The organism is Desulfosporosinus burensis (assembly GCF_054657535.1).
Genome location: NZ_BAAHYN010000004.1, coordinates 374,811 through 399,662, shown reverse-complemented (window position 1 = coordinate 399,662; position 24,852 = coordinate 374,811). Strand labels below are relative to the sequence as shown.

Here is a 24,852-nt window from a genome sequence, read left to right as displayed (position 1 = left end):
ACATACCGCTAAGGCTACCAAGAAACGATATGAAGATGGTTGGAAGGAAAGCAAGCCGTCCTACAAATATTTGAAAACCGGCAAATGTCAAAATGGTTGTCTACTCTTAATCCCGATAAAGATCAACATAAAGGTTACCATTGGTAGCAAGCACAGCAAAAGCAACATCCTTTGTGCTTTGAATTCCCTTTTTATTTAGTTCTTGATAGAGCCATTCATGGTTTAAGCCACTTTGTAGGAGATTTTTTCCAATTATTTTACCGTCCAAGATTACCTCAGTTGCAAGTCCTTCATAACTGGTTGTCAAATTTAGGTCTTGAGGAGTTAATGGCCTAAATTGTGATTTTAGCTGAACGCTCAATTTTCCACTTGGCTCAAGAATAGAAAATTCAACTTGATCAATATCAAAAACTTTTTCCTGTCTGAGTTGCTGAACTAAATAATCAAAAGAATAGTTTAACCTAGCCATATTATTTTCTAGGATCTTTCCATTTTTAATTAAAATAGTGGGTTCGCCAGCTAGAATTCTTCGAATTGGCTCGTATTTTAGTGAGAAATATGCGACTAACACGATAATTAGTGTTGTAACTGTTATGGAAAGAATAAAATTTAAGATACCTATCTTAAGATTAAAGGCTAAGTTACCTGCAATAGTCCCCAGTGTTACTCCTGCCACATAATCAAAATAAGTGAGGTGAGCTAGACTTCTTTTAGTTAAAAATTTGGTGGCTGCAAGAAGTAATATCAGTGCTAAAACTACTCTTAATATTATGTTTAAAGGCTCAAACAAAAGAAATCACCTCCATTGGAAGTCTTTAGGGGAGAATCATTTCAATTTACATTTTGGAGCTTATTGGCTTATTATGTTCTATATATAAATTTCTAATAATCCTTAGTTAGGTTATCATTACATCTTATACAAATACCATTTGGGTACAAAAGAAGCCCCTACCGCGTTCCCGATGAGAGCTATGAGGAGGAATAAAGATGGCATTGAGGGATATTGTACCCGGGATTTGGTTTATCATACGATTATAATGGAAATGAAAAAGCGAGAATAACCAATTAAAGCCCTGCCAACGCCGAGGGCTCTTTTAATTACACTTGGCACTATTATTTGTCGATGAAGGCATTTCTTACAACAGAGTGGCTATCCAATTGCGCTATTAAGTAGCGCACTTTGAATGGTCGTAAAGTTTTGGATACTCACAATAAACATTCATGAACTTTCAGTTCGCTGGGAGGCATGAAAATTAAGTAGCATCTTTTCATGACACCAATAAACTGTATAATCTTAATAAGGCGGGGTCCTGTTAGCCGTTTTTTTTTGTGGTGGACTGTACGATGGGCGGCATCTAACACAAAAAGTACACGTCTGTCTGCGACGAATTGGCGATGGGTAAAACGCATGGGAAAGAAAAGGCATTGCTTGCACTAGGGCATCTCATTCTTCGAATTGCCTACAAGATATTACTTACCAAGGAGCCATACAAAGAACTAGGAACGGAATATTTGGCCAAACGCGAACAAGAAAAGGAACAACGCATTATTCGGCAGCTTCAATGAAAGGATATCAAGTTTCGAAAGTGAGCTAAGTAGGTTATGAATTGGGTGATATAAAGAGATCCTTAAGCGGCTCATCGTTTAAAATTAGAACTTGGTCGACAAACCTATTGTAGTGTGGGGTGAAGTAGATATGGATGATATTTTTGTTAATTCAGTTATTGAGTTGCGGGACGAAGAAATGAAAATCACAACGGTTGAACGTGTGCTTTGGATTGCTTCCGATCGTTCTCAGATAGTTGTTATTAGTATCAGCGATAATTCTCAACTTCCTGAGTATAAGGATTATAAGGAAGTTGGAGAAGCATTACATAATGAATAGCAAGAAAGCTTAGTACTGATCCTTATGTCAAGTTTGTGAAACCTAGAGAGGATATTTCTGAAAAGAGCCTGAGAAACAGAGACAAAGCGTGGAACATAATTTGCGATATAGTGGAAATGGAACCGGATATTTATGATGAACGTCAAAGAGGAAAATTGGTAGATGGGGTGAGTAAGAAACATAGTACTCACAAGAAATGTGTATATCGCTATTTAAAACGCGTGCTTTAATCATCATTTTAGAAGCAGAAGGCAGTTGGGTTCAATTTAAAAATGATCAAACTAATGCTATTTATATTAAAGGGGATGAATCCTTAGTTAAAGCTTATCTAACCGGACAGGAAGGATTTGCCCAACAAGTTGATATATCCTATGGCCAATTCAAATGTAAATTAGGTGTATTAACCCCTTTTTAACGGACAGATGGAATCCCTCAAGAACGATCTAGAAGAAGAGAAACTTTATTGGATCGATTGGCAGGTATCACCGATTTTTGAGGACAAGGTTATTGTGGGTTGGTTAGTAATGATTGACGATCGATCGGATTATTAGCGCTGGCAAGCCGCTGCACGCAAAGCAGAACGGTTTGCTCCCACTAAGTACATTTAATACTTCCCAGAACATAATATCCAAAAATCCCCACAGCTTTTTGTCTAGGACATGCGCTATAATGAGAACATTAAGAAGATACATTGTGAAAGGGGTTAAGTAACCCATGCGAATCTTACATACATCGGATTGGCACCTAGGACGAACGCTCGAAGGGCGTAGTCGAATTCAAGAACAAGTGAAGTTTATTGATGAGCTTTGTGAGATTGTTGTAGAGGAAGCTGTCGATCTTGTCTTAATAGCAGGGGACATTTTTGACACGGTCAATCCGCCTGCCATCGCCGAAGAGCTTTTTTATGATGCCCTAAATCGTCTGTCGAATGACGGTCGGAGAGGGATCGTGGCAATTGCCGGGAATCACGATAATCCGGAACGGCTGTGTGCGTCCAGTCCTTTAGCGGTCAGGCATGGGATCACTTTATATGGTCTGCCGAAACAAATCCTCACCCCGAGTCTACTGTTGCAGCCAAATCAAGGAAGAGTCGTAAGGGTTGCAGCAGGTCTAGGGTGGGCGGAATTACATATTCCCAATTGCCCAGATCCAGCTATCGTGGCTATGCTGCCCTATCCTTCTGAGTCTCGGCTCAATGAGGTATTAAGTGAAAGCCTAGATGAGGAAATCCTGCGCCAGGAATACTCAAAGCGCGTACAACAGTTATTTAACTCGTTTGGGCAGTACTTTCGCCCGAATGCAATCAACCTTGGAGTAAGCCACCTCTTCGTGAGAGGGGGTATGAAATCTGAGTCAGAGCGTCCGATCGAACTGGGAGGTGCCCCGACTGTTGAGGCCGAGGCGATGCCATTCGGCGCTCAATATGTTGCACTTGGACATTTACACCGTGCTCAGGCTGTCAAAGGAGCGGTTGCGCCGACCCGTTACTCCGGCTCGCCGCTTGCTTATAGCTTTTCCGAATCGGGTTATGCCAAATCCGTGGTCCTCGTGGAGGCTCAACCTGGACAAGCGGTAGAAACCCGGGAGATTTTCCTGAGTTCGGGTTACCCGTTGGTGAAATGGCAGGCCAAGGAAGGGCTAGCTCAGGTGCAACGTTGGATCGATGCGGGTAAGGATCTCCATGCTTGGATTGATTTAGAAGTTAATGTAGCCAATGCACTGCATCCGCGAGATATCCACTCCCTCCGTCAGCAGCGGGAACGTCTTGTGAATATTCGCCCTATTTTTCCTGAGACGGAACAGATTGTCGCGGAAGCCCGATCAAAGATGCCGATCCATGAACTTTTCCGTAAGTTCTATCAAGATAGAACGGGAGGAGCTGAACCGGAGGAAGAATTAATCTCTTTGTTCTTATCCTTAATTGACCCTAGTAAAGACGGAGGGAGTTGTGCTGGAGGCGCAGCGATCGATCCTACCGAACAAGACTATCCTGAGTCAGAATTTCAGAGTTTGATGGACAGGGCTGAGGAAGGTGAGACGGCATGAAACCCATTCGACTCAAGATCGCTGGCTTGAACAGTTTCAGGGAAGTTCAAGAGATCGACTTTTCAAGGTTATGTGAAACCGGCGTGTTTGGAATTTTTGGTTCCACAGGAAGTGGGAAATCCACAATTCTTGATGCCATTACGCTTGCGCTTTACGGGACGGTCGAACGAGCGGCCAATAATACGCAGGGAATTCTGAACTATGCGGAAGAGCAGCTCACGGTGGAGTATATGTTTACCTTGTCTACGGGAAATCAACGAAAGTCCTATCGAGCAGAACGCGCTTATCGACGCTCAGGTGCACGTACAGTCAAAGCTTCAACCTGTCGTTTGGTGGAAATCGACGATGGCGTCGAAACTGTTCTGTCCTCAAAAGCAGATGAGATGACAAAGAAAATAGAGGATGTGCTAGGTCTTACAGTGGAGGATTTTACCCGAGCGGTTGTACTTCCCCAAGGGAAATTTGCTGAGTTTTTGACGATAAAACCCAAAGATCGGCGTTTGATGCTGGAAAGGCTGTTCTCCCTCGAAGCCTACGGCAGGGAACTTTCCACTCGACTAGCTGACCAACTGGAGAAGGCCAAATTCGCCTTAAATGGGGTGGAACAACGGCAACAGGGTTTAGGAGATGCTTCTGCGGAGCGGCTTAAAGAGGCGGAAGCAGAATATCAGTCTGCAATTGTAAGCTTAGGAAAGATTGCAAAGGAATTAGAAAACCTAAGGAAAGAGTATGATCATGCTCAGGAACTATGGAGCCTTCAAGAACAGTTACAACAAATTGAGAGCAAAGAGATACAACTGGCAGTCGAACAACCAAAGATGGATATAATGGCTGAGCGTTTAAGTATGTCTGAACGGGCGGAATCGATCCGTTCAATTTTAGAAGAAATCAGCGTTCAAGAGGAACGATTCACAGTGGCTAAGGATCAAGTTGAAAATGCGGACAGGAGACTGATAACGGCTAGAATTGAAAAGGTTACTTCAGAGGAGAAGTGGTCTGAGGAAAACAAAAGACGATTAGAAGCTGAGCCTCGTTGTCTGCGCCGATTAGAACAACTTGAACAAGCTAAAGGCTTAGAGAACGATATCCAAGCGCGACAAGAACGGTTAAGCGCGACGCGTCTAAACTATGGAAATCTTGATCGAGTGCGCAAGGATTTAGAACAAACGCTCCAGGTTCTTGTCAATAAAAGAGTAGAAACCCAAAAACAACAGCTTACCCTGAAAACCCAACTAACAAAACTCTCTGTAGACCCGGAGCAAAGAGCAAAGGTTATTTCAGCAGCCCAAGCTCTAGAAGCCCTAGAGATAATTTCTAAACAAGTGGAAGGGTTGCAAAGAGATCTCGAGAAGAATTCGTGTGAAATAAAAGAGTGGCATTTAACCTTGCAGACCTTTGTGATCGAGGCACATGCTGCCCAGGGAATAATAGAACAATTGACAGAGTCCTTGGACAGAAGGCATCAAGATCCGCCAGTTCAAGAGGATAGCTTGAGTGAGCGGGCTCAGGACTTAGAGCGTTATCGACATAGAATTGCCAATATAGAGCGGGCCGAGCAGGATGTGACCCATGAACAAGAACGCCTGCAAATTTTCTCCGCGGATTGCCAAAAGGTACAAGTTGAGCTTGAAAGCAGGGAGGATGAACAGTCTAGAATTTTGACGAGCGTCCAGGAAGCCAGATCAGAGATAGAGAAGAAATTGCTTGAAGTCAAAGGGCTAGAACAAAAGAATCTTGCGGGGCTAATCAGCGAGGATCTTGTGGAGGGAGAAACCTGCCCGGTATGTGGCTCACTTCACCACCCAAAACCTGCTCAGGGCGTAGATGACTCTATCTTATACAAGGCGAGGAAAGAACTAGATCAGGCCTCTCGAGAAACCCAGATTTTGGAGGGCAAACTTACTGAGAGCATTACGGCCGTGGCAGTAACCAAGGCCCAGCTCTTAGCTAAACGAGAGCTCGAACAAAACCAGATATACCTCCTTAAAGCTAAAGAACAAGTGATTCTTAAGGATCGTGAAGAGCTTTCCCTGCTGGATCGCCATCTGGCTGTACAGGATTTAAAGGCCCAACTAGTAGAGCAAGAATTGCAATTGACGAAGGATCGTCAAACCTTGAACCAATGGAAAGCTGAACTAGAGAAAGGGAATCGCAAGCTGGGAGAAGTCCAGCGCCAGCTGGCTGAAGTGGAAAAAAAGCGGCATAGCACAAATGCTCAAATCGCTTCTTTCGAGGGGGTTGGAGGAGAGATTCGTAATCAGCTCAACCAATTGCTCAAAGAACAAATCCTGAGAAAAGAACGCTTAGATACTGTACGTGGAGAGATTGATCTGACGGAAATCTTATCGTTACAGCAACAATACACAAGTTGGGATCAGGCTACAAGACGTTTAAACCAGGAATTGTCGCTTCTCGAAGTGGGATTGAAAGAATCGGATGAGGCTTATCAGCGGCTCATTGCAGAGAAAAGCCAATGCGAACTGGAACTAGAGAATCTCAAAACAGTCGGAAGTGAAGCTGCTCGGGATCTTGTAGAGATTAAGCACAAATGGAATGATCTAACTGAGGGGAAGCCAGCGCGAGAACTGATTGAGCTGGTTAAAAATGAGTTGGCTCTTGTCATAGAGACAGAGGAAAAGCTTAAATATAGCTATGAGTTAACCAAAGGGTTATGGACTCAAGCTGAACAAACCCTAGCAGTTAACCGAAAAACGTTAGATCTTTCAAGAGAAGGGCTTGAAGGTGCCCAGCGCAAACTAGAACTGGGTCTCCAAGCAGAACACTTTCCGACAGTAGCTGCAGCTCATAGTGCGTTATGTGATATTGCTGAGCGGCTAAAAATGGACCAGGATATCTCGGCCTTTCAACAAGAGGTCATGATCTATAAGCAAAGACGTAAAGACGTTGAAGAGCGATTACAGGGACAAAGACTTCGTCCAGAGGAATGGCTTGCTTGGCCTGTCCGATTAAAGGAAAAGGAAAAGGCTCATAACGAAGGGATAGAGAGGCGGGGTGTGACGCAACAAACATTGGCAAGGTTAAATGAAAAACACGAAGAATGGATGCGTCTGGAAACGGAAAGAAAGGCGCTTAACCGTCGGCTGAGCTTATGTAAAACCTTGCAAACCGTTTTCAAAGGAAATGCCTTTATTGAGTTTATTGCGCAAGAGCAATTAACGAATGTTGCTCTAGATGCTTCAGAGCGCTTGAAAGAGTTAACCAACCAGCGTTATGCCTTAGAGGTCGATTCCGAGGGTGGCTTCATTATGCGAGATGATGCGAACGGAGGGGTTCGGCGTCCTGTGAATAGTTTGTCAGGCGGCGAGACATTCCTCACAGCCCTTGCACTGGCCTTAGCTCTATCCACACAAATTCAGCTGCGAGGGGAATCTCCTTTAGAGTTCTTCTTTCTCGATGAAGGGTTTGGAACCCTTGATGCTAATCTTCTTGAAACTGTAATGAACACGTTAGAAAAACTTCATCTTCAAAATCTTACCATCGGGATTATAAGTCATGTTCCTGAACTGAAAAATCGCCTTGCTCGTCGTTTGATCGTTACTCCTGCCGAGGCTGGTGGAGTCGGAAGTAAGGTCCAGTTAGAAATGGCATAATTTGAATAGTTCTGAGCGCTTACCGCTAAGTAACAAACTTTTTTAATTTGCCTGCCAATATAATTAATTGTGAAAATTATCAGCTTGACTATTGTTTTCAAAAAGGTATACTGTTCTAAGAAACGGTGTTTCACCTATTAAAACCTTGCTTTGAACTTTTTTATAGGTTCACAGTCAGGATGGGAGGATTATTAGTGTCAGAAAAATATGTGCAAACTCTTGAGCGCTCTCTTGATGTTCTAGAAGTCCTTGCTCAAGCAGAAGAACCTTTAGGGGTTACTGAAATCGGAAGTCGCATTAGTTTGCATAAAAGCACGGTTCACCGTATTTTACAAACTTTATGTCACAGGGGCTATGTCGATAGAAAAAAGGATACTGAGCGTTATCAATTAGGTATTAAGATCGTTGAATTAGGAATTCGATTTTTTAATGACCTTGAAATTCGAAAAGTGGCAGCGCCAATTCTGAGTGACCTAGTTAAAGTCCTAGATGAAGTTGTTCATCTCGTGCTCCCTGACGAGGGGGAGATTGTCTATATCGATAGAGCGGAAAGTTCTCAGGTGGTCAGTATGCATTCCAAAGTAGGCCGCAGGGCTCCAATGCATTGTACTGCAGTGGGGAAAGCGCTCCTTTCAACTATGTCAGAAGAGGAAGTTCGACACATTCTAGACCTAAAAGGGATGACAAGCTATACTCCCAATACAATTACTGATCCGGATACTTTGTTAGTAGAGCTTAGGGAAATCAGGGCCACTAAAATTTCAGTCGAGACGGAAGAAAATGAAATTGGGGTTATATGTCTTGGAACACCTATCTTCGATTATTCTGGAAGGGCTATTGGTGCGATCAGTGTCTCTGGACCAGCTAGTAGAATTAAGGAGAAAGGGATAGCGCGCATTGGTGAGGAGATGAAACAATCTGGAGAACGGATTTCCGCGAACCTAGGATTTGACTTTTTTCAGAAATAAAAGCACAACCTGCCAACCTTTCGATTGAGGGAAATTTGATTTTTTGGAAAGTTTGCTCTTGACGAATTACTCAGATGAGGTAATAATAGACTTATGAAAATATTGAAACTATGTTTTATATAGTAAAACAGTGTTACTTGTAGGACCGGTAAACATTAGGCGAAGTGTCCACTCAAAAATCTAAACGCTGAAATGGAGGGGAATATCAGTGGGGGTTTTAGCAGATGTATATGAACAGCTAAATACGTGTAGTAAGTGTGGTTTCTGCCTTACAGCTTGTAAGACCTACAAAGTAAATGGTTCAGAAACCATGGTTGCAAGAGGAAGGAACCAACTTATTAAGGCAGTCGCGGATGGAAAGATCCAACCAGATCAGGATTATGAAGACGCAATTAACAGTTGTCTCTTATGCGGAGAATGCGCAATTGCTTGTCCTGGTGGTGTAAAAACGCACGAACTTGTTCTAGCAGCTCGGCGGGATTTAAAACTCAGAAAGGGAATCCATCCTTTCGCTAAATCATTTGCCTTAAAGACTTTAGCTAGCCCTAGTCGGTTGAATTTTGGGTTCAAGATGTTTAGAGGAATGGGAAAAGGAGTTCTGAAAAGAATTGACGGCCTAGATTACTTCCGTGGGGTAGATATCAAAGGTATGCCAGCGGCAAAGAAGCCTTTCCAAGAACAAGTTCCTGAAGTGATAAAGGTTGCTCAACCAAAACAACGGGTTGCTTTCTATGTAGGTTGTTTCCTGAATCATTCCTTGGACGGAACGGCTCATTCCGTCGTTAAAGTCCTCACCAAAAATGACTGTGAAGTGATTATACCGAAAGGGCAAGTTTGCTGCGGACTCCCTCAATATGCTTACGGAGATTTTGAAACTGCAAAGATTAATGCTCGTAAAAATATTGATCTATTTCTTAGCCTAAAAGCGGATGCTATTGTTTCAGCCTGTGCATCATGTGCTTCTATGTTAAAGAGAGAGTATCATGATCTGTTTAAAGATGATCCGTCATATATGCCACGGGTTGAAGAATTCTGTAATAAAGTGTACGAGTTCTCCGAGTATGTGGACGGAAAGCTAGATATCGATGTTAGCAAATTGAAAGCCTCAACTGGGGTCAAAGTGACTTATCATGATCCTTGCCATAATGTTCGGTATAATAAAATAACCGAACAGCCTCGCAAGCTCCTTCGCCAAATCCCTCGCTTAGAATTCACGGATATGTTTGAAGCAAATCGTTGCTGTGGAGCCTCCGGTTTGGTACAAGCGTTCTATCATGAAACTGCGACAAGCATTACCCATCAAAAGGCCAAAAACGTGCAAGATTCTGGTGCAGATGTGGTAGCTACCAGTTGCCCAGCGTGTATGTTGAGGATCCAGGGTGGAATTAATATGAATGGTCAAAAGCAAAAGGTTGTACACGTAGCTGACTTATTAGCTAAAGCATACGAAGATTAAATATTTGAGGAAGGGCGGGTAGTAATGAGTAAAGCAATAATTAGCCAGTTAAAAGGGATTGTCGGTGAACAATATGTTATTGAGTCCCCATCTGAAATGGCAAAGCATCTCAAAGGTAGTGGAAAACCAGTTGCAGTCGTTCTTCCCGGGAATACTGCAGAAGTGTCTGCCGTGGTAAAATGGGCAAATGAGCAAACTATTAAAATAACAGTTGCCGGGCAGGTCGCTGATAATAAAGGCCTAAATGAAGGCATTGTACTTATAATGGCAAGAATGAACCAGGTTTTGGAGATTGACCATCAAAATCTAGTCTTCGTGGTTGAGCCTGGAATGCTCCATAAAGAGTTATTAGAAAAGGTGATTGAAGCAGGTCTGGATTTTCCACCGGAACCCTATGAAGTGGAGACTAGTTCCATTGGAGGCTGTTTTGCGATCGGTGATTCTGATTCAAAATCGTTCCAATATGGTCCGACTCGTACCTTTCTACTTGGGTTCGAAATGGTACTTCCAACGGGTGAGATTATGGACATAGGTAATAAATGTATCAAGAACGTATCTGGCTATGATTTTATTCACTTTGCGGTTGGAAGCCAAGGGACCTTCGGAATCTTCACTAAATTGTTTTTGAAGCTTTTGCCGAGACCAGAAGCCAAAAAAGCAGTTATAGCGCGTTTCGCGTCCATTCATAAAGCAAATGCTGCGTTTAGCACTTTAATAAAGAGAAATATTCATCCAACTCGCCTTAATCTTATGAACACTTCTTTAGCACAGGAAATCCTTCCTGGAGATGGACAGCTTGTAATGGTAGATCTTGAAGGGTTTACTGAGTCCTCCAAGACCATGGCCAATGAAATTGCCGCGGTTATGACACTGGGAGGAGCTAGCGAAGTCAAGATCGTTGAAGAAGCAGGGGATTATGAGAATCTGATCAACGGATGGCTAAAGGTTCGTGCTAAAGTAAAGGGAAAACCAGAAAACTTACTGGAGTTTGCGGTGGGTCCACTCAAGATGGGTCAAGCTTTATCACAATTGGAAGGACTTATAGGGGACCTTGGAGCTTATCCAGGCGTAGTCGTGGAAGGGTTACTGGGATATGTAAATTTAGTCTTACCTGAGGGCACGGATAAAGGGGCTTTGGCGGTTAAAGTTAATAAGCTGGCTATGTCCCTTGGCGGTAATGTTTGCGGACTTTTAGGGATAAGGCTTAGAAGTGAAAGTTACAACGATGCAGAAATGTGGTCTGAAACGACTGGGGTGTTAAACGAACTACGCAGTCAGTTTGACCCCAAAGGTATTATGAATCCTGGGGTAAGCTTGAAGGCTTAATTTTCCTATACTAATTGACTCGATGAATGTCGAGAAATCTATTTGATAATAAGGAGGGCTGAACATGTTAACCCAAACGATTGTCAATCGCTTAAAGGAAATTTTAGGAGAGAAGAATGTCGTAACGGATAAAACAGGCCTGTATGCCTATGGTTATGATGCCACACTCTTATCGGGAGAGACCATCGGGATTGTGTTTCCTACAACGACGGAACAAGTCGTTGAACTTGTTAAATATATGAATGAACAAGATATTGCCATGGTCCCTCGGGGGGCAGGAACAAACCTCAGCGGAGGTACGATTCCTACAGACAAAACAGTTGTCATTAACTTTCAACGGATGAACAAAATCCTGGAGATTGATACGGAAAATTTTGTCGCAGTGGTTGAACCCGGTGTCGTTAACTTCGATATGCAGCAAGAACTTAATAAAAAGGGTTTTTATTATCCCCCGGATCCTGCATCCTTTAAAGCTTCTACGATGGCCGGAAACTTAGGTGAATGTTCTGGAGGGCCTCGCTGCTTTAAGTATGGGGTGACTCGCGATTATGTGTTAGGTTTGGAAGTGGTTTTACCGAACGGTAAAGTCATCCAAACGGGCGGTCGGAACTTTAAAAGCGAACCTGGTTATGATTTGACACGGATCATAGTAGGATCTGAAGGTACCTTGGGCTTGGTTACCAAAATGATTGTTAGAGTCCTACCATTGCCTCCAGCTAAGAAAACTATGTTAGCAATTTACCACAAAGTAGAAGATGCTTCCCAGTCCGTCTCCGATATTGTTGCGGCAGGTATTGTTCCGACGACGTTAGAACTGCTGGATAACCTCTTGATCAATTCAGCAGAGGATGCCTGCCATGCTGGCTTGCCTCGAGATGCAGGAGCGCTTCTGATTATTGAGGTCGACGGGCAGCCGGAAGATATGGATGCGCAAGTAAAAATCATTGAGGAGAATTGTAAGAAGGCGAATGTTAGGGAGTTTAAGGTAGCTCGGACAGCGGCTGAGGTTGATCAGCTCTGGTTAGCTCGCCGAATTGTTATTGGTTCGGTTTCTCGTATAAGACCTTCTTATTCCTTACAGGATATTACCGTTCCTAGAAGTAATTTCCCTCAAGCGGTAAGCGGAATTTTGAAGACCGCTAAAGATTTTAATTTGCAAATTGGGATCATGGCTCATGCCGGAGATGGAAACTTCCACCCACTGGTTATCTTTGACCAAAGAAATGAAGATGAAGTGGATCGGGTTCACAAGGCAGAGAAATCAATGTGTGAGTTGGCCTTGGGTTTAGGGGGAACCATGAGTGGTGAACACGGAATCGGTCTGTTAAAGAAACAATATCTAGGTTTAGAGTTTAAGCCTATAACAATCGAAGTCTTTAAAAAGATTAAGCGTAGTTTTGACCCGACCAGTCGCTTTAACCCTGGTAAAATAACGGACATTTAAGAGGATATAAGGATTTAGATTTCCAAGTGGCGTATTGACACTGCTCTGGTGTTTATACACTAGAGCAGTTTTTTGACAAGTTGCGCAAATCTCTACTGTTGCACCAAGTATATTTTTACATATAACAGAATTATTAATCGGAAGTGGGATAAACTATACTGAGTTTTCCCGTAATTCGGGTCTCGTCAAGCTTACGAGACAACACACCTTAACCTTTTTATAGCAATTACGTGTTTGCACTGCTGAAGAGTATACTCGTTCAGTTAAGGTGACTTTAAAGTTCAGAATATTGCGGAATTCTTCAAGGTTTTAACTATATTTATATTGATGAGGAGGAGAAAGAATGGAAGAAAGAGTTTTTGAGCTCAACAAACTAGCTCAGTTTGATGTTAATGAACCCCAAAAAGTAATGGTTTACCAAACGGATAAGACCTTAGGTGCCATGTGGTGTTTGGAACCAGGGCAAGAGGTGTTCCTCCATCAACATTCCAATGCGGATGATGTGTGGATTTGCCTTGAGGGAGAGTCAGGGCAATATTTTGCAGGAGAAGGACAAGAAGTAGAAATCAAAAAGGGTATGGCCATGCTTGCCAAAGCGGGTCAAACTCACGGTATGCGCAATACGGGTAAGGATCGGTTTGTGTTTATTGGAATTGCTGGTCCAGTACCAGTCCAGACAGTTAAACTATAAAATTAAAAAATTAGCTCATTATTATGTTGACTAATGAGCTAATAAGATAGATAATAGTGTTAAAGCAAAATGAAACTGAGTTTCACATGATGAAACAACGGCCTAGAAACTAGTTTCTGATGTATTCACAACCCACAATACCCAGTGTGAAAAGCTGCGTAGAAGGGAGGGGAAATTTTCTTTTACTTGATATTTAGTAACTGTTCAAAAAGCTCCTTAAACAAACGTGATTAGGAATGCATTGCACAGTGAAATTGACTAAATTTAACTAAGTATTAAAAAAGTAGGAAGATCTACCTTCTAAGCGCTCATCAAGACATGATGTGGGATGATCTCTAAAGCGACCTGAATAGTTGCAGAAAATTTCATTATGGAAGTGATAACGAAATGGCAAAATTTCTAGAGTTCCAGGGAAAAGAATGGCTTAGAAAAGCGGGACTACCAGTGCCACAAGGCCGAGTAGCTTCTACCCCTGAAGAAGCCAAAAAGATTGCTGAGGAGATTGGCAAGGCCGTAGCCGTCAAAGGTCAGGTTCAAGCTGGTGGGCGTGGCAAGGCAGGAATTGTTAAACTGGTTAACACTCCTGACGAAGCAGCAGCTGCTGCAACCGAAATTTTCGCTAAAAACGTCATGGGAGTTCCCGTAAACCAGGTTCTTATCGAGGAAAAACTGGACATTAAAAAAGAGTATTATTGTTCATTTGTCGTTAACGGAGCCAGAGAAGCTCGTTCTCCGATGCTAATGTTTAGCACTGAGGGTGGAATGGACATCGAAAGTGTCCCGGAAGAGTTGCTCTTCAAAGTTAACATCGATCCTATTAACGGTCTACAAATTTACGACGCAGTTGATGTGTGTGCTCGAGCTGGAATCCCTGCTCAAGACCTTAGCAAGTTTGCTAGTTTCTTATCGAAGCTTTCACTGGCTTACAAAAAATATGATTGTCAAACCTTAGAGATTAATCCCTTCATCATGACGGGCAGCGGCAATTTAGTTTGTGCGGATTGTAAAATGGAAATTGACAATAGTTCCGTGGGTCGGCATCCGGAATTCGGAATCTCAATTGCTAGAGACCTTCCAGGAGCTCCTACAGAATTGGATCTCATCGGCTGGAGTATCGAGGAAACCGATGCTCGTGGTACCGGGTTCCTCATGAATATGGGTTATGATGAAGTAAGCCCAGGCTACATTGGTTATCATCCGATTGGTGGCGGTTCAGCGATGATGGGTCTTGACGCGCTAAACCAAGTGGGTCTTAAGCCTGCTAACTATGCTGACACAAGTGGTAACCCCGTCGGTTCAAAAATTTATCGAGTAGCAAAGTGTGTTCTTTCTCAGCCAAACATAGACGGCTATCTACTCGGCGGATTTATGATGGCAAATCAGGAGCAGTGGCATCATGCCCATGCTATCGTCAAGGTACTTAGGGAAGTACTCCCGACTCAGAAGTCTGGATTACCTTGTGTCCTATTGCTTTGTGGCAACAGGGAAGATGAATCTTTGGAAATTCTCAGAAAAGGTCTTGCGGATCTAATGACTCCTGACGGGCCAGGTAAGAGAATCGAGATTTATGGCAAAGAGTATGTAACTGATACTAAGTTCATTGGACAAAGACTCTTAGCTCTTAGTAAAGAATACAGAGCTGAGAAAGAATCTCAAGGAAAGTAGGGGAAACCTATGCTGGAATTCGCAGAAAAAACTCTGACAGTCAAAATCGATACCAGCAAGTGTGATACATGCGAGACAAAGGCATGTGCCGACGCGTGCAAAAAGTACGCCAGAGGTTTGCTTGGGATTGATGACCAAGGTAGAGCTTCAGTTGCACATCGCGATGCGGAAGAAGTTTTGCGTCTCGGAACTGAGTGTTTAGCATGTGAACTCGCTTGTAAGACCAAAGGTAACAACGCCATAACCATTGAGATTCCTGTTAAAGGTTTGGATGAGTACCTTCAAAAGCGTCAATAGCATCAAAGTAGAATTAGCAATAGTCCAAGTGTAAGGTAGATACAAAACGTAGCAAAATGTTAAATGAGGGATAAAGATGGGCATTTTGATCAATAAGAATACCAAGGTCATCGTCCAAGGGATAACGGGCCGTGAAGGATCCGTACGGACAAAATACATGAAAGAATACGGTACCAAAGTGATCGGTGGAACCAGCCCGGGAAAAGCTGGAGAACAGGTTCATGAAGTTCCCGTTTTCAACACCGTAAAAGAGATTGTCCGTGAGCAAGGCGAAATTGACTTTAGCGTCATCTTCGTACCTGGCCGAGCTTTAAAAACAGCGGTATACGAAGCAGTCGATGCAGGGGTTAAGAATATTATCCCTTGCGTTGAAGGTACTCCGATCCACGATATCATGGAAATGATTGCTTATGCTAAATCTAAGGGGTCAAGACTTCTTGGACCAGGGTCGATCGGAATTATTACTCCAGGTGAGGCTGTTGTAGGCTGGCTCGGTGGGAACAAAGAATGGGCCAATAAATTCTTCCAAAGGGGTAGCGTTGGGGTATTCTCTCGCAGTGGCGGTCAGTCGGGAACCATTCCTTGGTTACTCAGAGAAGGGGGATTTGGGGTAAGTACCGTAATTCATACCGGAACAGAACCAGTCCTTGGAACGTCTATGGCGGACCTATTACCGTTATTTGAAGCTGACCCGGAAACTAAAGGTGTAGCGGTCTATGCAGAAATTGGCGGAACTCAAGAAGAAGAGTGTGCTGAGGTTATTGCAGCTGGTCAATTTACGAAGCCTTTCGTAATCTATGTAGCGGGAGCATGGGCACCTGCTGGTATGCGATTCTCCCATGCCTCGAATATTGTCGAGCGTGGTCGTGGATCCGCTAAAAGTAAGATGGAAGCAGTGACTCGGGCTGGAGGATTTGTAGCTGAGACCCCAACCGATATTCCAATTATCTTAAAAGAGAAAATCAAAGGCTAAGTGCTGAATCAGGATATCCCTAGGGTTAAATTTATAGAAATAAAGCTAAAAATAAAATTATAGGGGGTAATACTAATGACAATCATGAGATCTGTAATGTATATTCCTGGCAACAATCCTAAAATGGTGGCAAAGGCTCCTGAGTTCACGGCTGACATTATTACTCTTGACCTCGAGGATTCTGTTCCACCAGCAGAAAAAGAAGCTGCTCGTCAAATCGTTCGTGAAAACCTCAAGTATGCAGGCACTGGCGGTGCAGAAGTATATGTTCGTATTAATAACTGGGAAACTGAATTAACCAACGATGATCTGGAAGCTATTGTCTATGAAGGCCTCAATGGAGTAACCTTGGCTAAAACCGGATGCGCCGCTGACGTACAGCGTCTCGACTGGAAACTTGAAGAACTCGAGCGCCGTCGTGGTATTGAAGTTGGGACCGTTAAAATCTCCATGTTGCTGGAAACTGCCAAAGGGATTATCAATGCCGCAGAGTGCTGCTTAGCTAGTAAACGAAACGTTAACGCTATTTTCGGTGCAGTAGACTATTGCCGTGACATGCGCGTGAAATTAACCAATGAAGGTGTAGAACAACAATATGGACGTGCGCATGTAGCTGTAGCTTGCCGTGCGGCCAGAATCGTAGCCATCGATGCTCCTTTCGTTGATTTCAAAAACATAGAAGCTTTTGAGAGAAACGTAGCTGAAGGACGTCAAATGGGTTATGAAGGCCGGATGATCATCCATCCAGGACAAATCGAACCTTCTAATCGTATGTACTCTCCTGATCCGGCCGATGTTGAATGGGCTGGCGGTGTTGTGAAAGTCTTCGAAGAAGAAGGTATTGCCAAGGGTAAAGCGTCCGTTTCTTACAATGGTAAAATGGTAGATACTCCTGTATACTTAAATGCTTTAGATATCATAGCTGCACAAGCTGAGATCGATGCAAAAAACGCTAAGTAAGATGATCGTTTGATTGTTTGATTGTTTGGTTACCTCTTCAACGGGGTGACCAAACAATTTCTTACTTGCACTATCAGAAAGTATAACTTATTGTTAAATACTTTCTAAGCATAAGCGCAACTAAGGCTACCGCCAGCCAAGTTGCTTTATCAATCCTAAAATTTGTCGTTTACCCCAATAAGACTTAAAAAGATAGTGAAAGGAAGATGCATATGTCGCGCATTAAGAATCTTCGCGAAGAGGCCTTGGCATTTCATGCCGTGAAACCAGGTAAACTCGAAGTTAGAGTGACATGTCCTGCACAAGACAGAGATGATCTAACGCTTGCATATTCTCCCGGAGTTGCTGAACCAGTTTTGGAGATTTCAAAAGACCTCGCCAATCTCGATATTTACACCAACCATGCTAATTTTGTTAGCATTGTGACCGACGGGTCTGCTATTCTTGGACTTGGAAATCTTGGACCTGCTGCTTCTATGCCTGTTATGGAAGGGAAAGCTCTTCTCTTTAAAGCCTTCGGAGATGTCGATGCCTTCCCACTTGCTGTAAATACCAGTGATGTCGATAAAATTGTGGAAATCGTTGAATTAACAGCTCCTACCTTTGGTGGAGTTAACTTAGAAGATATTAAGGCCCCTCAATGCTTTCAAATCGAGGAACAACTCAAGGCCCGTGGGATCTTTAAAGGACCGATTTTCCATGATGATCAGCATGGAACTGCAGTCGTTACCTTGGCTGGACTTTATAATGCACTTAAAGTCGTCGGAAAGAAAATTGAAGACGTTAAAGTTGTTGCCAATGGTGCAGGTGCAGCTGGAATCGCGATCATTAAGCTTTTGATGAGCGTTGGTCTTAAAAACGTGATCATGTGTGATACTAAGGGTGCTATTTATGAAGGACGTACAGAGGGTATGAACCCCTGGAAAGAACAAATCGCTGCAGCGACTAACCCTGACAAATTCAGCGGAGATCTGGCTGGAGCACTTGTAGGTGCAGATGTCTTCATTGGTGTATCTGCAGCAAACGTTCTTACCGAAGATATGATTAAATCTATGGCCAAAGATTCCATTTGCTTCTGTCAAGCTAACCCAATCCCGGAAATTTGGCCCATTGAACGAGCTATTGAAGCTGGCGCTGCCGTCATTTCTACGGGTCGTTCAGATGTTATTAACCAAGTGAACAACGTATTAGCCTTCCCGGGTATGTTCAGGGGTGCTATTGACGTTAGAGCGACTGACATCAATGATGCGATGAAGATTGCAGCAGCCAAAGCAATTGCCGATTGTGTCTCCGCTGAAGAACTTAATGCTAACTTTATCATGCCTTACACTTTGAACCCGGAAGTAGCCCCAGCGGTTGCTGCCGCTACAGCAAAAGCTGCTATCGACAGTGGAATTGCTAGAAACCCGCTTGATCCAGCTTGGGTAGCTGAAAATCTTAAAAAGAGATTGGCTAACCAATATAAATAGAATTGTGCTTCACTGAAAGGTGGCCTTTTTAAAAGGCCACCTTTCATCCAATCGTGAGACTCCCACTCCCACTTCTGCAAGGGAGAGTGGGACCCCTTACTCTGCTTCTCGTAGCATCCAGAAAAGGTAACCTTCGATCGTTTCGATGCTAAATAGCCCTTTCGAGCAAGAACAAGCTGATATTATCCCTCTAATGTTAACAGTAAGGAAAAACCCTTACTGTTAACATTAGAGGGATAACTTGTTACGATTCAAAAGAAAACAGAATCTGAGAGAGATAGCTTTCGATTAGGAAAGACAGAAGATGATTGATCGGCTTTAGAATTACTGGTAATATTGGGTAAATTAGTGTACGAGGGGGACTTTAATATGGTTTTTACATTGACTGCTTTTTTGGAGACTTGGGAGAAGGAAGCGGAATCGACCCAGCGAGTACTCGATGCTTTAACAGACTCTTCTCTTAGCCAAGTTTTTACATATGCCATTGCTTATACTGGTTTTAGGATCCGAATTTGAGTTCCTCACCAAATTTATTGACCTAAATCAAGCCAACTGGTAGTATTGGGATAAATTTAAGTATTAAGGGATTCCGAGATGGTGGCTAGTTGCATGACGTCGCAATCCTCAAGATATTCTGGAAAAGGAATTGAGGCCAGTGTAATCGGAGATATTAATACAGATAACTAGGATAAGGGGTAAATCGGATGCATACACCAAGCAGTAAGTTGAGGACCAAGACTGGGAAGGATAAACAAAGTCATCTTGAGGTTACAGAACAGGCCGAGTTAATGAAGTTTTTGCTTGGTGCAATACCCAGTAAAAGCCGAAGCGATATCAAGTCCCTGCTGGCCCATCGTCAAATTTCGGTAGATAATGAAGTGATTACTCAATACAATCATCCCCTGGAGATCGGTCAACAGGTCGTCGTAAATTGGGCTAAAGTGTTGATAGAAAAGCAACCTGATGGGTTAGATATCGTGTATGAGGACCCGGATCTCATAATCATTGAAAAACAGGCGGGATTGCTCTCAATCGCAACGGCTACAGAAAAAGAGCAAACGGCTTATAGTATATTAAGTAATCATGTCAAGAAAAGAGACCCAAAGAACAAGATCTTTGTCTTGCATCGCCTTGATCGAGAAACCTCTGGGGTGATGATGTTTGCTAAAAGCGAGAAGGTACAGCAATTGTTGCAAGAAGCGTGGAAGGAAGCGGTTTTAGAGCGCACTTACATCGTAGTAGTGGAAGGGGCAGTATCTAAAGAGCAAGGAACGATCACCTCTTGGCTGACCGAGAGTAAAGCCTTTATTATGTACTCCAGTCGCACCCCCAATGAGGGCCAAAAAGCAGTGACTCACTATCGGCTGCTTAAGAAAAATAAACATTATTCACTTTTAGAAGTTAAGCTAGAAACTGGGCGGAAGAACCAAATTCGTGTGCACATGAAAGATATAGGTCATAGTGTGATTGGAGATAAGAAGTATGGGGCCACTAAGCATCCTATTGGACGAATAGGGCTTCATGCTCAAGTCCTAGCTTTTAAGCATCCGATGACGGGCGAAGTGGTGCGGTATGAATCAGAAATCCCTAAGTCGTTTTTAAATTTATTTCCCTAAATAATAGATAGAGAAGGGTAAAGAAAAAGAAAACCGGGTTTACACCCGGTCTTTTGATACATTCCTACCAATTTTATCAGCATCAAAGGGAAGCGGAATCTTCTCAGTATTATCGGGTTTGCGCGACTTGTCATTCGTTTTCTTCGCCATATCAGACTTACCCCCTCATTTGAAAATTTACTTCGGGTGGAGTTTTAACTCTCGATTATCATACCCAAATTAAACTATTCCATGTAAATGGACAAGGGGATTAGTAATGAATGGAGTGTAGCCAAAAGTGTCTAATAGGTTAGACCGGGAGAAAGCAACTGTGGAATTAATGCTTAAACTATATTGTAAGGCTCATCATCACCCTGTAGATGGACTCTGTGCAGAGTGTCGAGACTTGTTGAATTATGCTTCCAAGCGTCTAACGTATTGTAAATTCGGAGAGCTTAAACCAACCTGTGGTAAATGTACGGTGCACTGCTATAAACCGGAAATGCGGCAAAGAATTATTGGGGTCATGCGCTATGCCGGGCCTAGGATGCTTTTGAACCATCCCATAATCGCCATCAGACATTTAATTGACGGTTTTAAGAAAGGTTATCATGATTCTGAGCGTAAATAATACACTAGGCAGCGGTCCGCTATCAGCTGTCAGTGTAACCTAAAGAAGGAAGCGTGTGTATGACCATAAAAGAGTATTGCCTTGAAATGAGAGGAATGCCTCACCAAGACTTAGTTGACTATTTTCTTTCGATTGGGGGAAAGCAGGTTGGTCAGGGATTGTATTTGGGCCCGGACTGGGAAGTAAATCTGAGTGATGAGTGGACCTGTACTTTAGGGTCGATACAAATCCCGGCGACGCAAGTGACTTTTCGGGTTAATGAGGAAGACTGGCCAGAAATAATGAAGGCTTTCCGTTTTCGATTCCTTTCCGCAGGGGGGTAAATTAAACACGGAGTAGACATAGTGTTTTTCATAATAAAAAATTGGAATTATGATTATCATTTTATAGATTCTTCATTAGTTAGCTCTGACGGTTCGCTTCTTTGAAGACTATTAAAGCGTTGAATGAATTTTCCATAGATAAAGAATGTAAACAAGGAAGCAATCATTAATAGAATAGCAAACGTCCATACTCTAGATCCTCCACCATAATCATACATCATTCCACCTAGCAAGGGACCCACCATTCGCCCTCCAGACGAAGCACCTCCAATGATCCCTTGATAAGCTCCAGTTTTTCCTTGTGGGGCAAGCTGAGCGGCAGCTGCTGGAACCGCAGGCAAAATCAGCATTTCACCAAGGGTTAGAATGAGCATGGCGATAATGTAGGATATATACGGTAGCTTGCCCAGGAGAATGACATACCCGATGGTTAAGAGAACAGCGGCGAGGTAAAATTGTCGTTCGAATGACTTTGCCCAAGCCTTGATGACCCAATTGATGAAGGGCTGCAAAGTAACGATGAAGACGCCGTTCAGTGTCCAAAGCACACTATAAGAAAAGAGAGAAAATCCGAGTTGGTTCATTACCACAGGTAAAATCGTAACGAGCTGAATATAGGCTCCCCAGGCAAAAAATATGCCTCCACATAAGGCTAGAAGTACTTTGAATCCACTGTCTTTCGTCAACCCTTCTGTTGATTGCTTCGATGAAATTGAATGAATGGGTGCCTTTCGTTCTGAAACACCTATCAACAACATAAGTAAAAAAATTAAGAAGCCTGCAGCATTCAAAGAGAAGGTAAGACGGAAAGAGACTTGAGCCAGCATTCCTCCGATGGCAGTGCCAACAGCGACTCCAGCGTTATTAGAGATATAAAGGAAATTAAAACCTCGCCGCCCGCCTTCAGGCCAAAGGGCATAAATCAGCGCGTTAAGTGGGACGAAGATAAACGCTTGAGCTAATCCGAACAGGATAAACGCTGGTGCGTAAACCCTCCAGACCGGGTAAATACCGATAGATCCAACGGAGAGGATTGCTCCAACTAAGCCAATAATCATTACTTTCTTTGGACCAAAACGATCCGCCAAAAAACCACTCATAAATTGGCCAAATAGAGATGCTGCCGATTGTGCTGCAAGAAGGGTACCAGCTTCAGTTAATGAACGGTTTAAGACGGTATGCATAAAAAGGCTATTTAGAGGCCACATGAGAGAATTACCAGTTGACTGGATGAAACCACCCAAGATTAAGACCCAGACAGAATGGGGGATATCGAATCGTTTAAATAGCAAGGGAAGACCACCTTTAGTTTTGTGTGACATTTTATTACTTCGACATTCGTATTAAGAAACCTTCAACCAAGGAATTATACCTTTTCTCAAAGGGGGAAAAGGTATAAAAATTAGCATTGATGAGAAACTATGGCAAAGGAGAGTGTGTCATGAACTTTCAGGAAACAGAAACATTTAAGAATTTGAGTAAGGCGTTTGCAGGTGAGTCTCAAGCACGCACTCGGTATGCTATTTTTGCGGGAGTGGCTAAGCAGGAAGGGTATCAACATATTCAAGCAGTATTTGAAGAAACAGCTGCTAACGAAAAGGAACATGCTAAAGTCTTCTATAAACTTTTAGTCGCCCACGTTCAAGATCAAACTGATGTCATTCATGTTGATGCAGACTATCCGTTAGTTAATAAAGACACGCTAACCAACTTAAGGGCGGCTGCAGCAGGGGAAAGAGAAGAATGGACAGAAATCTATTCGAACTTCGGCACGGTTGCGGAAAAAGAAGGATTTCCTGATGTCGCGAAGGCCTTTAGGACCATTGCAGAAGTGGAAAAGCATCATATGAATCGTTTTGATTATTATGCCTTAGGCATCGAAAAGGGAACGATCTTCAAAAAGGAAACAGCCGCTTTATGGAAATGTACAAATTGTGGCTATATCCATGATGGCACGGAAGCACCTGAATTATGTCCGGCTTGTTCGCATCCCCAGGGATATTTTGAAGATTTGCCCGGAAAATATTGACATAAAAGCCGAGCGGGACCTTCCTGCTCGGCTTTTATACTGTCCAAGTCCCTTTCACTTATGAATCTCAGAAAGTATTACTTTTTGGGAGCATATGTACTACTAAATTAACTATCTAGGGGAAACTGATGTATTATACGAAAAAGACTTGCAATGTATATCCAATCTGAGCATAATAAGCAAAAGAGATATAATTCTGAATATTTAACAAGGCGGAGGAGTTAGAATGCAAGTCCCTATGCCAGAATTACAAGACCGACTGAAGATTTTCCAAGACAATCTGATTAAAAAAGGAATTAATGGGGCACTTTTGGTCCAACGCGCGGATACCCTCTACTATACTGGTACAGCCCAAAATGTCCATGTCTACGTTCCCCAGGAAGGAATGCCGCTTGTATTAGCCTACAGAGATTTTGCCAGAGCTAAGAGAGAAAGTCCTTGGAAAGTGATCTTACTGCGAGGCTTGTCTAAAATTCCCGAAGATATTCAAGAGGCAGGGCTTCCTCACCCGAGAGTGCTAGGGCTAGAACTTGATGTCCTTCCGGTAAATCAATTTGAGCGTTATCGCAAACTATTCCCGGAGGTCATGTTTCTGGATGTTTCGCCAGAAATCCGCTTACAGCGTGCTGTAAAATCCAGGTGGGAAATATCCCGTCTCGAAGAGAGTGCCCAGATTCATACCCCGGTGTTGGATTTTGCTAAGGAAATTCTACATATAGGAATGACCGAAGTTGAACTAGAAGGGCTATTAGCGGGTAAGGCACGGGCCTTGGGACACGGTGGTTATGTGAGGATACGCGGTTTTGGCTTAGAATTCCATGTTGGAGCAATAACTTCGGGAGCCCGCGCTGCCGTGCCAAGTTGTTTTGATGGGCCAGTGAATGGGCAGGGCATTTGTATTGCTCATCCGAATGGGGCATCAATGGCCCAGATCCAGGCGGGTGAACCGATTGTCCTTGATATGGTGACAACCGTTCATGGTTATCAGATCGACCAAACACGAATCCTAAGCCTCGGACCTTTATCAGACGAGCTAACAAGAGCTTACGAGCTTACCCTAAAAATTGAAGAAAAAATTCGCCGTGCCTTAATACCAGGGAGATTGGCCGGTGAAATATACGAGGAAATCTTGACGTGGGTTCGTGAAAATACACCCTATGAAGAGAATTTTATGGGCTACGGGACAAGTCGAGTTAGTTTTATAGGGCACGGGGTAGGTTTGGAACTTGATGAACTTCCGACCCTTAGCAAGGGTTCAAAGGTAGTGATCAAACCAGGGATGGTGGTTGCGATCGAACCCAAGTTTATTTTCCCGGGAGTTGGAGCCGTAGGAATTGAAGATACTGTGGTCGTTGAGTCAGAGATGGGTGCCAGATATTTATCCATAACCCCTCGAGAATTGGTTGTTTTATAATAGCCAAAGATCGAACCAGAGATTACGTTGTGCAGTTTGCATGAATAGGATATATTATAGGCAATCGAT

The 24,852-nt window shown here is 43.1% G+C and carries 24 protein-coding genes; 22 read left to right on the top strand and 2 right to left on the bottom strand.

Going from position 1 to position 24,852, the window contains the following annotated elements:
* Positions 1-106: 106 nt before the first annotated feature.
* Positions 107-790 carry a DUF421 domain-containing protein gene (locus ACYQ3Q_RS09365; RefSeq protein WP_459928294.1) on the bottom strand — a complete coding sequence of 228 codons (684 nt, stop codon included), beginning with the start codon at positions 788-790 and terminating at the stop codon, positions 107-109.
* 605 nt (positions 791-1,395) lie between these two features.
* On the opposite strand from ACYQ3Q_RS09365, the gene ACYQ3Q_RS09360 reads away from it, so the two are divergent.
* The 20 genes from ACYQ3Q_RS09360 to ACYQ3Q_RS09265 all read left to right on the top strand — a co-directional run bounded on the left by ACYQ3Q_RS09360 (position 1,396) and on the right by ACYQ3Q_RS09265 (position 21,340).
* Complete coding sequence (locus ACYQ3Q_RS09360; protein WP_459928293.1) at positions 1,396-1,566, top strand: hypothetical protein; 171 nt, start codon at positions 1,396-1,398, stop codon at positions 1,564-1,566.
* Positions 1,567-1,657: 91 nt separating this feature from the next.
* Positions 1,658-1,885, top strand: coding sequence for a hypothetical protein (locus tag ACYQ3Q_RS09355; RefSeq protein WP_459928292.1), 228 nt, complete (start codon positions 1,658-1,660; stop codon positions 1,883-1,885).
* 196 nt (positions 1,886-2,081) lie between these two features.
* The gene (locus ACYQ3Q_RS09350; RefSeq protein ID WP_459928291.1) at positions 2,082-2,300 is read left to right on the top strand and encodes a hypothetical protein; all 219 of its coding nucleotides are present in this window, start codon (positions 2,082-2,084) and stop codon (positions 2,298-2,300) included.
* 7 nt (positions 2,301-2,307) lie between these two features.
* Positions 2,308-2,436 (top strand): hypothetical protein, encoded by a 129-nt coding sequence (locus ACYQ3Q_RS09345; protein ID WP_459928290.1) that lies wholly within the window; start codon positions 2,308-2,310, stop codon positions 2,434-2,436.
* Between the two features lie 163 nt (positions 2,437-2,599).
* On the top strand, positions 2,600-3,931 hold the full coding sequence (locus ACYQ3Q_RS09340; protein WP_459928289.1) for a metallophosphoesterase family protein: 1,332 nt from the start codon (positions 2,600-2,602) through the stop codon (positions 3,929-3,931).
* On the top strand, positions 3,928-7,542 hold the full coding sequence (locus ACYQ3Q_RS09335) for an AAA family ATPase (RefSeq protein ID WP_459928288.1): 3,615 nt from the start codon (positions 3,928-3,930) through the stop codon (positions 7,540-7,542). The genes ACYQ3Q_RS09340 and ACYQ3Q_RS09335 overlap by 4 nt, the downstream gene beginning before the upstream one ends.
* Before the next feature lie 194 nt (positions 7,543-7,736).
* The gene (locus ACYQ3Q_RS09330; protein ID WP_459928287.1) at positions 7,737-8,510 is read left to right on the top strand and encodes an IclR family transcriptional regulator; all 774 of its coding nucleotides are present in this window, start codon (positions 7,737-7,739) and stop codon (positions 8,508-8,510) included.
* A 208-nt stretch (positions 8,511-8,718) separates the two neighbouring features.
* Complete coding sequence (locus ACYQ3Q_RS09325; protein WP_459928286.1) at positions 8,719-9,966, top strand: (Fe-S)-binding protein; 1,248 nt, start codon at positions 8,719-8,721, stop codon at positions 9,964-9,966.
* Positions 9,967-9,990: 24 nt separating this feature from the next.
* Positions 9,991-11,292 (top strand): FAD-binding oxidoreductase, encoded by a 1,302-nt coding sequence (locus ACYQ3Q_RS09320; RefSeq protein WP_459928285.1) that lies wholly within the window; start codon positions 9,991-9,993, stop codon positions 11,290-11,292.
* A 64-nt stretch (positions 11,293-11,356) separates the two neighbouring features.
* Positions 11,357-12,736 carry an FAD-binding oxidoreductase gene (locus ACYQ3Q_RS09315; protein ID WP_459928284.1) on the top strand — a complete coding sequence of 460 codons (1,380 nt, stop codon included), beginning with the start codon at positions 11,357-11,359 and terminating at the stop codon, positions 12,734-12,736.
* A 343-nt stretch (positions 12,737-13,079) separates the two neighbouring features.
* Positions 13,080-13,427, top strand: coding sequence for a cupin domain-containing protein (locus tag ACYQ3Q_RS09310; RefSeq protein ID WP_459928283.1), 348 nt, complete (start codon positions 13,080-13,082; stop codon positions 13,425-13,427).
* 387 nt (positions 13,428-13,814) lie between these two features.
* Positions 13,815-15,092, top strand: coding sequence for an ATP-grasp domain-containing protein (locus tag ACYQ3Q_RS09305; protein ID WP_459928282.1), 1,278 nt, complete (start codon positions 13,815-13,817; stop codon positions 15,090-15,092).
* 9 nt (positions 15,093-15,101) lie between these two features.
* Positions 15,102-15,389: a hypothetical protein gene (locus ACYQ3Q_RS09300; RefSeq protein WP_034144534.1), complete on the top strand. Its 288-nt coding sequence runs from the start codon at positions 15,102-15,104 to the stop codon at positions 15,387-15,389.
* A 76-nt stretch (positions 15,390-15,465) separates the two neighbouring features.
* Positions 15,466-16,362, top strand: a complete 897-nt coding sequence (locus ACYQ3Q_RS09295) for a succinate--CoA ligase subunit alpha (protein WP_459928281.1) — start codon at positions 15,466-15,468, stop codon at positions 16,360-16,362.
* A gap of 75 nt (positions 16,363-16,437) precedes the next feature.
* Positions 16,438-17,322 carry an HpcH/HpaI aldolase/citrate lyase family protein gene (locus ACYQ3Q_RS09290; RefSeq protein ID WP_459928280.1) on the top strand — a complete coding sequence of 295 codons (885 nt, stop codon included), beginning with the start codon at positions 16,438-16,440 and terminating at the stop codon, positions 17,320-17,322.
* Between the two features lie 212 nt (positions 17,323-17,534).
* On the top strand, positions 17,535-18,791 hold the full coding sequence (locus ACYQ3Q_RS09285) for an NAD(P)-dependent malic enzyme (protein ID WP_459928279.1): 1,257 nt from the start codon (positions 17,535-17,537) through the stop codon (positions 18,789-18,791).
* Between the two features lie 369 nt (positions 18,792-19,160).
* Positions 19,161-19,307, top strand: a complete 147-nt coding sequence (locus ACYQ3Q_RS09280) for a hypothetical protein (protein ID WP_459928278.1) — start codon at positions 19,161-19,163, stop codon at positions 19,305-19,307.
* Positions 19,308-19,495: 188 nt separating this feature from the next.
* Positions 19,496-20,407, top strand: a complete 912-nt coding sequence (locus ACYQ3Q_RS09275; protein ID WP_459928277.1) for an RluA family pseudouridine synthase — start codon at positions 19,496-19,498, stop codon at positions 20,405-20,407.
* 277 nt (positions 20,408-20,684) lie between these two features.
* The gene (locus ACYQ3Q_RS09270; RefSeq protein ID WP_459928276.1) at positions 20,685-21,017 is read left to right on the top strand and encodes a nitrous oxide-stimulated promoter family protein; all 333 of its coding nucleotides are present in this window, start codon (positions 20,685-20,687) and stop codon (positions 21,015-21,017) included.
* Between the two features lie 59 nt (positions 21,018-21,076).
* Entirely contained in the window at positions 21,077-21,340 is a 264-nt protein-coding gene (locus ACYQ3Q_RS09265) for a MoaD-like domain-containing protein (RefSeq protein WP_459928275.1), read from the top strand.
* 56 nt (positions 21,341-21,396) lie between these two features.
* Here ACYQ3Q_RS09265 and ACYQ3Q_RS09260 read toward each other — a convergent pair whose 3' ends face one another.
* Positions 21,397-22,632, bottom strand: coding sequence for an MFS transporter (locus ACYQ3Q_RS09260; RefSeq protein WP_459928274.1), 1,236 nt, complete (start codon positions 22,630-22,632; stop codon positions 21,397-21,399).
* A 149-nt stretch (positions 22,633-22,781) separates the two neighbouring features.
* Between ACYQ3Q_RS09260 and rbr the strand changes: the two genes are divergently transcribed.
* Positions 22,782-23,369, top strand: coding sequence for a rubrerythrin (gene rbr, locus ACYQ3Q_RS09255; RefSeq protein WP_459928273.1), 588 nt, complete (start codon positions 22,782-22,784; stop codon positions 23,367-23,369).
* 226 nt (positions 23,370-23,595) lie between these two features.
* Positions 23,596-24,783, top strand: a complete 1,188-nt coding sequence (locus tag ACYQ3Q_RS09250) for a M24 family metallopeptidase (RefSeq protein WP_459928272.1) — start codon at positions 23,596-23,598, stop codon at positions 24,781-24,783.
* Positions 24,784-24,852 lie beyond the last annotated feature (69 nt).